Source organism: Romboutsia sp., assembly GCF_051659545.1.
In the GTDB taxonomy this organism is placed as follows: Bacteria; Bacillota; Clostridia; order Peptostreptococcales; family Peptostreptococcaceae; genus JBOFOR01.
Genome location: NZ_JBOFOR010000105.1, coordinates 1 through 10,714, shown reverse-complemented (window position 1 = coordinate 10,714; position 10,714 = coordinate 1). Strand labels below are relative to the sequence as shown.

The 10,714-nt window shown below is 28.4% G+C and carries 11 protein-coding genes; all 11 read left to right on the top strand.

The genetic code is table 11. The features are described from left to right. Positions 1–121 precede the first annotated feature (121 nt). A complete protein-coding gene (locus tag ACRC03_RS06410; protein ID WP_438651727.1) occupies positions 122–682 on the top strand; it encodes an ECF-type riboflavin transporter substrate-binding protein in 561 nt (186 codons plus the stop codon). A gap of 42 nt (positions 683–724) precedes the next feature. After that, positions 725–2,407 (top strand): ABC transporter ATP-binding protein, encoded by a 1,683-nt coding sequence (locus ACRC03_RS06405; RefSeq protein WP_438651726.1) that lies wholly within the window; start codon positions 725–727, stop codon positions 2,405–2,407. Next, positions 2,404–3,234, top strand: coding sequence for an energy-coupling factor transporter transmembrane component T family protein (locus ACRC03_RS06400; protein ID WP_438651725.1), 831 nt, complete (start codon positions 2,404–2,406; stop codon positions 3,232–3,234). The genes ACRC03_RS06405 and ACRC03_RS06400 overlap by 4 nt, the downstream gene beginning before the upstream one ends. Positions 3,235–3,443: 209 nt before the next feature. Next, positions 3,444–4,466: an ABC transporter substrate-binding protein gene (locus ACRC03_RS06395; protein ID WP_438651724.1), complete on the top strand. Its 1,023-nt coding sequence runs from the start codon at positions 3,444–3,446 to the stop codon at positions 4,464–4,466. Further along, positions 4,438–5,214: an ABC transporter permease gene (locus ACRC03_RS06390; RefSeq protein ID WP_438651723.1), complete on the top strand. Its 777-nt coding sequence runs from the start codon at positions 4,438–4,440 to the stop codon at positions 5,212–5,214. Before ACRC03_RS06395 ends, ACRC03_RS06390 begins: the two co-directional genes overlap by 29 nt. Then, positions 5,202–5,876, top strand: a complete 675-nt coding sequence (locus tag ACRC03_RS06385) for an ABC transporter ATP-binding protein (RefSeq protein ID WP_438651722.1) — start codon at positions 5,202–5,204, stop codon at positions 5,874–5,876. The genes ACRC03_RS06390 and ACRC03_RS06385 overlap by 13 nt, the downstream gene beginning before the upstream one ends. A gap of 116 nt (positions 5,877–5,992) precedes the next feature. Beyond that, positions 5,993–7,783, top strand: coding sequence for an aminopeptidase P family protein (locus tag ACRC03_RS06380; protein WP_438651721.1), 1,791 nt, complete (start codon positions 5,993–5,995; stop codon positions 7,781–7,783). A gap of 82 nt (positions 7,784–7,865) precedes the next feature. Next, positions 7,866–8,351, top strand: coding sequence for a Cys-tRNA(Pro) deacylase (ybaK, locus tag ACRC03_RS06375; protein ID WP_438651720.1), 486 nt, complete (start codon positions 7,866–7,868; stop codon positions 8,349–8,351). 212 nt (positions 8,352–8,563) lie between these two features. Beyond that, the gene (locus ACRC03_RS06370) at positions 8,564–8,872 is read left to right on the top strand and encodes a PadR family transcriptional regulator (protein ID WP_438651719.1); all 309 of its coding nucleotides are present in this window, start codon (positions 8,564–8,566) and stop codon (positions 8,870–8,872) included. 11 nt (positions 8,873–8,883) lie between these two features. Then, on the top strand, positions 8,884–9,573 hold the full coding sequence (locus ACRC03_RS06365; protein WP_438651718.1) for a DUF1700 domain-containing protein: 690 nt from the start codon (positions 8,884–8,886) through the stop codon (positions 9,571–9,573). Further along, positions 9,566–10,612 (top strand): hypothetical protein, encoded by a 1,047-nt coding sequence (locus ACRC03_RS06360; RefSeq protein WP_438651717.1) that lies wholly within the window; start codon positions 9,566–9,568, stop codon positions 10,610–10,612. Before ACRC03_RS06365 ends, ACRC03_RS06360 begins: the two co-directional genes overlap by 8 nt. The last annotated feature ends 102 nt before the right edge of the window (positions 10,613–10,714 follow it).

Sequence of the window (10,714 nt, the reverse complement as noted above, 5' to 3'; positions counted from 1 at the left end):
TATGTATATAAAATTTCCTTTATATTACACTTTTACTTACATTGACAATTTTCGACTAACATCGTATACTAAAATTTATATGAAATTTAATAATATACATCCAAAATAGAGAGGTATAAAAATGAATAAAAATAAATTTTCAATAAGAACTATAGTTGCCATAGGTATAGGCGCAGCTGTATTTATGATATTGGGAAGGTTTGGATCTATCCCGAGTGGTATACCAAATACAAATATAGAAACGGCATATGCATATTTAGCATTAATGGCAATACTTTATGGTCCAAAGGCAGGTTTTTTAATAGGACTTATAGGGCATGCATTAAAAGACTTAGTATTTTACGGAATGCCTTGGGTTAGTTGGTTAATATCATCAGCTATAGTTGGGCTTATAATAGGTTTAATGCACAAAAGATTAAAAGTCGAAGAGGGTCAATTTAAGGTAAAACAAATAATTATATTTAATATTACTCAAATAATAGCAAATATAATAGCGTGGTTTATAGTAGCACCTACGTTAGATGTAATTATATATGTAGAACCAGCTAATAAGGTTTATCTTCAAGGTGCAATAGGTGGAGTTTCGAATATGATAACTGTAGGAATATTAGGCACGATAGTGTTAGCAACTTACTCGAAAACCAAAATAAAGAGCGGAAGTTTAAGAGTAGAAGAAGATTAAGTATAGCAAATAGCGTAATGAAATATAGATAAGGAGACGTATATGAAAAAGAAGATAATTGAGTTTAAAGACTTTAGCTTTAGATATAGAGTACAAGCAGAACAAACTCTAAAAAACATAAACTTAACTATATACGAAGGTGAAAAAGTACTAATAGTAGGACCATCAGGAAGTGGTAAAAGTACTTTGGCTCATTGTCTAAATGGACTGGTACCATTTTATTACAGTGGTGAGATTACAGGAAATTTAAAAATAGATGGTGAAGATGTTGGTACTAAAAATATATTTGAGTTATCTCAAGTAGTAGGAACCGTATTACAAGATCCAGATAGTCAATTTATTGGACTAACAGTTGCTGAAGATATAGCATTTAAGTTAGAAAACTACTGTATGAGACAAAACGATATAATAGAAAAAGTAAGTAAATCAGCACAAGCAGTAAATATGCAACGTGAATTAAACACATCTCCATACAACCTATCTGGAGGTCAAAAGCAAAGAGTAACTTTAGCAGGTATAACTGTAGATCAAGTTAAAATACTTTTATTTGATGAGCCATTAGCAAGTCTTGACCCTGCAACGGGTAAAAGTACTATGAAGTTAATAGATAGTATACAAAAGTGCGGGAATAAAACGATAGTAATTATAGAGCATAGATTAGAAGATGTTCTACAATGTGATATAGATAGAATAATCGTAATGGATAAAGGTGAGATTGTAGCAGATACAACTCCAAGTGAAATATTAAAAATGGATATATTAACTAAAGTTGGAGTTAGAGAGCCTTTATATTTAACCGCTTTAAAGTATGCTAAATGCGAAGCTTTAAATTTAAAAGAAGTTGAAAGTTATAGAGATAAGGTAAGAAATTGGTATAACAATGGAGAAATAATTAATCCTTCAACTAAGAATGAGCCAATACTAGAAATGCAAAATGTTAGTTTCTCTTATAGTTCAGATAAGCAAATACTAGCAAATGTATCTTTTAAAATAAATAAGGGCGATATGGTGAGCATAGTAGGAAAAAATGGTGCAGGTAAATCCACTATCTCAAAGTTAGTGTGTGGATTTTTCAAGCCAGATAGCGGACAAATATTGTTTGATGGAAAAGATTTAGAAAATAAAACTATAAAAGAGCGTTCTGAAAAAATAGGATTTGTAATGCAAAACCCTAATCAAATGATATCTAAAACGATGATCTTTGATGAAGTTGCCTTTGGACTTAGAATTAGAGGTATAGGAGAAGATGAGATAAAGATAAGAGTAAATAAAACTTTAAAAACATGTGGGCTATACGGATATAAAAATTGGCCAATATCGGCACTTAGCTATGGACAAAAGAAAAGAGTAACAATTGCTTCTATGCTTGTAATAAACCCAGAAGTAATAATACTAGATGAACCAACTGCTGGGCAAGATTTTAAGCATTATACAGAAATAATGGAGTTCTTAGTAGAATTAAATAAACAAGGAATAACTATAGTTATGATTACTCATGATATGCATTTAATGCTAGAGTATACGAATAGCGTAATAGTTTTAGCAAATGGTCAAAAAGTAGCTGATGATACACCAGCTAATATACTGACTAATAAAGAAGTAATAGAAAAAGCAAATCTAAAAGAAACATCATTACAAGAACTAGCTGTATCTTGTGATATAGAAGATAGTGCTGGATTTGTAAATAGATTTATAAGCTACGATAGGAAGGTGAGAAAAATATGAATGCAGAGATGTTATCATATATAAGAAAGAATTCGCCTATTCATAAGTTAAGTGGATCTACTAAGCTGATTTGTTTTTTACTTTGGACAATAGCTGCAATGATTACTTATGATACAAGAGTTTTATTCGGACTTTTTGTATTTGGATTAGTATCTTTTAAGGTATCTAAAATAGAGTTTAAAGAAGTATCATTTTTACTATATTTTATACTATTTTTCTTATTTTTAAATGCAGTTCTAATATTTGTATTTTCACCATATGAAGGTACTAATATATACGGGACTAGAACTGAATTATTTCATATTTTAGGTCCATATACAATGACAAAAGAGCAGTTATTCTATGAATTAAATGTATTGCTTAAGTATTTTGCTACAATACCTATGGCGCTTTTATTTATTTTAACGACAGAGCCAAGTGAGTTTGCAGCATCACTAAATAGACTTGGAATAAACTACAAAGCATCGTATACAGTATCAATAGCTTTAAGATATATACCAGATATTCAAAGAGATTATAAAGATATATCATTTGCACAACAAGCAAGAGGTATTGATTTATCCAAAAAAGAAAAGTTGAGTAAGAGAATAAAAAATTCAACAGCAATATTAATGCCGTTAATTTTCTCTTCTTTAGATAGAATAGATAAAATAAGTTTAGCAATGGAGTTAAGAGCTTTTGGACATGGGAAAAAGCGTACTTGGTATAACGGAAGAAAACTTTATAAAAGCGACTATATAGGAATAGCTGTATTTATAGGCATATTAATAGTATCTATATATATGGTCAAAAGCAATGGCTCGAGATTTTATAATCCTTTTATATAAGAATGAAATTTTATAAAAAATTAATAGTAAAAATTAGCTGATTAAGGTCTGTTTTCTATATTATATAGGATTCAGGCCTTTTAATATGCTAAAGATAAAATAATACATATTTATATATATTATTTTATCTTTAGCATATTAAAAAGAAGGAATATTCAACAAATTTAGAGAAACTAATATATTGTAATTAAAAGAGAGGGGAGATAATAGTGAATATAAAAAAATGGGCAAAAAAATTACTAGTAACAACAGCAGGATGCGCATTAGTTGCATCTATGACTGTAGGATGTAGTCAAACTAAAGAAGAGAATCCTAAAGCAGAACCAGATAAACAAGTTGTATCTAAAGATATAAAAGTATGTGCTCCAGATGGGCTTCCAGCAATATCAATTGCTAAATTGGCTAAAGAAAATCCGCAAATTAAGAATGGATATAATCTAACGTATACCATAGAGAAAACACCAGAAACCCTTTCAACAACAGTTATGAAACAAGAGCCAGATATAGCTATAGTACCGTCAAATATGGCATCAATAGCATACAATAAAACATCAAATTATCAAATTGCAGGTACGGTAGGAATGGGATCATTCTATTTAGTATCTACTGAGGATATAAAAGATTTTAGTGATTTAGTAGGTAGAGAAGTAGGAAATACAGGTAAAGGATTAACTCCAGATATAACTGTAAAAGCAATATTAAAAGAAAAAGGGATAAATACGGAAGATATAAACTTTACATATGTAAATTCAGCTAGTGAATTAGTACCATTATTAGCAACTGGAAAAATAAGCACAGGATTTGTACCAGAGCCTGCACTTACAGGATTAATGGCTAAAAATCCTAATATTAAAATAATAAAAAGCTTAAATGATGGATGGAAAGAAACATTTAAGTCTGAACAGGGATATCCTCAATCAACGATAATAGTTAAAAAAGATCTAATAAAGGACAATGCAGAATTTGTAAATGAGTTTTTAGTACAACTTTTAGCTAGTATAAGTTGGGCAAATACAAATGGAGAAAAAGCTGGAGAATATGCTAAAAAAATAGGCGTTACAGTAGAGCCAAAGATAATAGGAAAGTCTATTGAAAGAGCTAATTTAAAATACATACCAATAAAAGATACGATAGAAGATTATAACAACTACTATCAAAAACTAGCTGATTTTGACGCTAAGACAGTAGGAGGAAAACTACCAGATGAAGGAATCTACTTTAAGGGAGAATAGCTTAAAGAAAAGAGATAACATAGAGGTAACACTATCAAGTGTTGCCTTTTTAATTATATGGGAACTAGTAGCTGTAATTATTAAAAATGATATTTATTTGCCAACGATAGGACAAACTTTTGAAAGTCTAAAGGAAATAGTAACACAAAATCGATTTTATTTAGATGTAGGTTTTTCCATAGGACGAAGTGTAATTAGTTTTATTACTGCATTAATCTGGTCTTTAATATTAGGTGTAACATCTTACAGCTATAGAATTGTTAGAAATTTTTTTAAGCCAATAAATACTTTTGCTCAATCAATACCAAATATGATACTAATAGTCTTAGCATTAATCTGGTTTGATAAAGACAATGCCCCTTTTATAGTTGGATTTGCCATAGTTTTTCCTATATTATATGATAGCATATTAGGTGCAATGGTAGGAATGGACAAAGGGATACTAGAAATGGCTAAACTTTACAAAATAAACACTAAAGAGAAAGTATTAAAAATTTACCTACCTGCTATAAAATTTAGACTAATACCTATTCTTATTTCCACTTATTCACTAGCTTTTAAGGTTGTTATAGCAGGAGAAGTTTACGGACAGCCCAACTATGGAGTAGGTACTATGATACAAGTAGAAAAAGTTAATTTTAACACTTCGGGAATTTTTGCATGGTTAGTAATTATACTCATAATATCTATGTTACTAAATATTATTCAAAAATTCATATTAAGGAGAAGCTTCATATGGAGAAGATGATAAACATAAAAAATATAAATAAAAGCTATGGTAAAAATATTATATTTAAAGATTTTGAAATTGATTTTTATGAGAACAAGGTAAACTGTATACTTGGAAAATCGGGATGTGGAAAGAGTACTCTTTTAAATATAATAAGTGGAATAATAGAAAATGACTCACAAGAATTTAATGGAATAGAGAAGTTAGGAATAAGCTATATTTTTCAAGATGATAGACTTATAGAATGGTTAACAGTAGAAGAAAATATAAAACTAGTAGTTAGAAAGCATTATAATGAAAAAAAAATAGATAAGTTGTGTGATAAGTATTTAAAACTAGTGGGTATAATCGAATATAAGAAACATTACCCTCAAATGTTAAGTGGAGGAATTAGGCAAAGAGTAAATATTGCTAGAGCTTTTATTTATCCATCAAAGGTAATTATAATGGATGAACCTTTTAAATCTATTGATATAAAAAATAAGCAAACAATAATGGATAATTTTAAGGAAATTTTAAAAGAAGAAAATCGTACTGTATTATTTGTAACACATGATATTGATGAAGCTTTAGTTTTAGGTAAAAAAATATTTATACTAGGTGAAAAACCTATAAAAATAAAAAATATAGTTGAAAACGTTAAAAATACAGATAAAAATTATATAAGTAAATTTATATAGTATATTGTGGTGAAGTTTCTTAAAATGTAAGAAGCTTCATTTTTTACGAGAAGTATGGTAGATTAAGTTAAAAATAGGCTATAATAATACTATCAAAATAAAAGGAGGATCAAGAATTGATAAAGGGAAGAGTAGAAAACTTAAGAAATGTAATGAAAAAACAAAATATATGTGGGTACATAATACCATCTTCAGATTATCATCAAAGTGAGTATGTAGGAGATTATTTTAAAACTAGAGAATTTATGTCAGGATTTACAGGTTCTGCAGGTACATTAGTTGTAACTCAAGACGAGGTAGGACTATGGACTGATGGTAGATACTTCATACAGGCTGAAAATGAATTAAAAGATAGTGGGATAACTTTATTCAAAGCTGGAGAAGAAGGAGTACCTACAGTTGAAGAGTATATAATAGAAAATATGCCTAAAGATGGAAAATTAGGATTTGATGGAAAAGTAATAAGTGCTAAAGAAGGAGAAAGTTTAGTTAAAAAACTAGATTTTAAAAATATATCTATAGAATACTCTAAGGATTTAGCAGAAGAAATTTGGGAAGATAGAACTACATTACCAGATAAAAAAGCATTTTTATTAGGAACTGAATATACTGGAGCAAGTTACAGTGAAAAACTAGCTAGAGTAAGAAAGGTTATGAAAGAAAAAAATGCTACTACACATATTTTAACTACATTAGATGACATAGCATGGTTATTTAATATAAGGGGTGGAGATATTAAATCAAATCCTGTTGTTCTATCTTATGCAGTATTAAAATTAGATGAAGTATATTTATTTGTTGATGAAAATAAACTAAACGATGAAATAAAAAATGAATTAAATAAAGAAAATACTATAATAAAACCTTATGATGAAGTTTATGAGTTTGTAAAAAATCTTAAAGCTGATGAAGTAGTATTAATAGACCCTGCAAAAGTAAATTATGCTGTTTACAATAATATACCTAAAAATATAAGAAAAATAGAAGAAGCAAACCCAACGGTATTATTTAAGTCTATAAAAAACGAAGTAGAGCTACAAAACATAAGAAACAGTCATATTAAAGATGGTGTAGCTTTCACTAAATTTATGTATTGGGTAAAAAACAATGTATGTAAAGAAGAAATAACAGAATTAAGTGCAACAAAGAAATTAGAAGAATTTAGAAGAGAGCAAGATAAATTTATAGAACCTAGCTTTGGAACAATTGCTGCTTACAAAGAGCATGCAGCGATGATGCACTACAGTGCTAGTGAAGAAAGTAATTATAAGTTAGAACCTGAACATTTATTTTTAGTAGATTCAGGTGGACAATACTTAGATGGTACAACAGATATAACTAGAACATTAGCTTTAGGTCCTATATCAGAAAATATTCAAAGTGATTTTACAAATGTTGTAAGAGGTATGATAAGATTATCAATGGCAAAATTCCTATATGGATGCAGAGGATATAACTTAGATATACTAGCTAGAGGTCCACTTTGGGATACTGGTATAGATTATAAATGTGGTACAGGTCATGGAATCGGATTTGTACTTAATGTCCATGAAAGTCCGAATGGATTTAGATGGAGAGTAGTACCTGAAAGAGATGATAGTTGTATACTTGAAGAAGGAATGGTAACAACGAATGAACCAGGAGTATACCAAGTAGGTTCTCATGGAATAAGAATAGAAAATGAAATAGTAACTAGAAAAGCAGAAAAAAATGAATATGGTCAATTTATGGACTTTGAAGTGATTACTTTTGCACCTATTGACTTAGATGCAATAAATCCACAGATTATGTTACCAAATGAGAAAGAGTACTTAAATAATTATCACAAACAAGTGTATGATAATATAGCTCCATTTTTAAATGAAGAAGAAAGAGAATGGTTAAAAGAATACACAAGAGAGATATAGAATAATTAGAATAAGGAAGATGGCTATCATCTTCCTTATTTTGATTATTAAAAAGCAATATGTAAAAAAAGGAGTGAGGAGTATGGCAACTGCAAATACAAAAACTAATGCTATGAGAATCTTAGATTCCAATAAAATTGACTATAAGATGTGGTCTTACACTACTAAAAAAGGAGAGCACATGGATGGGGTAGAAGTTGCTCATCAAATTGGACGAGAAGTACACGAAGTGTATAAGACACTAGTAGCACAAGGTGCAAGTAAAAATATTTATGTGTATGTAATTCCTGTACATGAAAACTTAGATCTAAAGAAAGGAGCTAAGGCAGCAGGAGAAAAGAATATAGCTATGATTAATGTTAATGACATAAATAAATTTACAGGATATATTAGAGGGGGATGCTCTCCAGTTGGAATGAAAAAACTATACAAGACTTTTGTAAATGAAACTGCAAAAGAATTAAATACCATGATAGTTAGTGCAGGTAAAATAGGTCAGCAAATAGAGTTAAGTCCACAGGATTTAGAAAAAGTAATTAGATGTGAATTTTTAGATATATTAAAATAGCTTTATATTTACTTTTAATAAAAAAATTAGAGCAATTAGTATAAAGGATTTATCTCAAATAGGGACAAATCCTTTATTTTTTTTAGTAAAAGTATTGAAAATAGCAAGACTATGTACTTATAACCCAATATATAGTAAAAAACAGTATTGTGCAAAACACAGTACTGTGTTATTCTTATACTACCCTAGGAAATAAAAGAAAGGAGTAATAAATGAATACTCAATTTAAAAAAGGTGTCCTTGAAATTTGTGTTTTAACACTTATTTCAAAAAAAGACATGTATGGATATGAAATAGTTCAGAATATTTCAAAGGTAATTGAAGTAAATGAAGGAACTATATACCCGATTCTTAGAAGATTAACAAAAGAAGGGTATTTTGAAACCTATATATTAGAATCAAATGAAGGACCAGCGAGAAAATATTATAAAATCACACCTGATGGTACAGATAATTTAGATAAATTAACTAAAGAATGGAAAGAATTTGTATTAGCAGTAAATACATTATTAAATGATTAGGAGGAGTAAAATTGAGAAAAGATGATTTTTTAGAAATATTAAAAGACTATCTGAAAAAGAGTTTTTCAGAAGATGAGATAATGGATATATTAAGAGACTACGAAGAGTATTTTATAGATGGAGCAATAGAAGGAAAAACTGAAATAGAAATAATATCAGGGCTAGGATCTCCAAAGGAAATTGCATCGGAGTTATTAGCAGAAAATAATGCTAACAATGAAAATAAAATAAAAAGTAAGGTAGAAAATTTATATATAACTTTCAAAAGCAAGTGTAAATCAGTATTAAATAAATTTAAAGTAAATCTAAATGATAAAAATCATGTAAAATCTAGAAAGAAAATTAGCTTTATTCAAATATTATTAACTTTAATATTATTGCCATTTGCCTTTGGAATAGGCATGTCTACTATTGGCTTTGGAGTAGGACTTGTAGGCTCAATATTTGCTGCAATAGTAGGAACACCATTTGCAATTAGTTTAATATCAGTTATGCCAGAAGTAAAAATGGTAGTTGTATTTGGATCTATAGCTTATATAGGTTTAGAAATATTATTGTGGCAATTATTTATAGCTATATTTAAATTAGAAAAAAGAGCAGTAAAGATATATTTGACTTGGATAAAAACGAATCAGTTATATATAAATGGAAGTATTAAGAAGGAAGAAATGGAGCAAGATGGAGGTTTGTTAGATGAATAAAAAACAGATAATAACAAGTGTGGGTGTAGCACTTCTTGCAATAGGTGTTGTAGGTGGTATATGGTCTGGAATAGAAGCTATGCCAAAGGTTATAAATAATGTTCAAATAGCTCAAAATAAACAAAATGAAAAAGAAGTCATATATAATAGTGAAGAAAAAATAGTTAAATTAAATATAGATTCTAGTGTAAGTCATATATTTATTAAAAAGCACAATAAACCAAATGTAATAGTTGAAAGAAGTGGAAATAAAGAAATAAGCACTATTACAGCTGAAAATAAAAATAATGAACTTACAATAAAAGAAGAAAATAGAAATATAACTAAGGAAACAAAAAATGTAGATGATATAGTTAGATATGTTATAGATGAAATGTATTCATCGTATAGCTCAGAAATAACGGTTTACTTACCAGAGGAAGTTAATGTTGATATAAAAACAAATGACAATGGGCTTATAGTTGAGGATGATGTACTTTTAGATACTTTAGATTATGAAACATCTAGTGGAAATATATCTTTAAGAGCAGGTTTGAATCTAAAAAACTTAAATATTAAATCATTATCACATGTATCATTATCAACAGAAGAAATTAGTGGTATAAAGAATATAAAAGTAATAGCAAACTCAGTAGATATACAGGGAAATAACTATATAGGAAATGAAACTGATATACCTGAAAACATAGAGATAAAAACAACTGCTAAAGACTATGAGGTATACGATGTTAATATAAACGCAGAGGTTCCAGTAGCAAAAAATCTTATTATAGATTCTGCTTCAACAGTAGAAATAGAATTACCATTAGTAGATTATAAATTTAACTTTGATGTTAAAGCATCAAGAGGAATAAAGTTTGAGGCTTCAGACGATGAGAAATACAAAAATACTCCAGTAGAAAAGTATTTTGAGAATACAAACTATGAGGAAGAAACAAATTTAACTAAAGAGTTAAAAGGATTTATGAATGAAGAAGTTAATAATAATGAAAATGAATATATTGTAAAAGTAAAAAGTGGGTACACAATATTTAACTAAAAACTAAATGTAGATTATATTTATAAAGAAGCTATGATTAAAAACATAGCTTCTTATATTTTTGATAAATCCTAAAAATGTTTTACCTCTAATAATTTTATT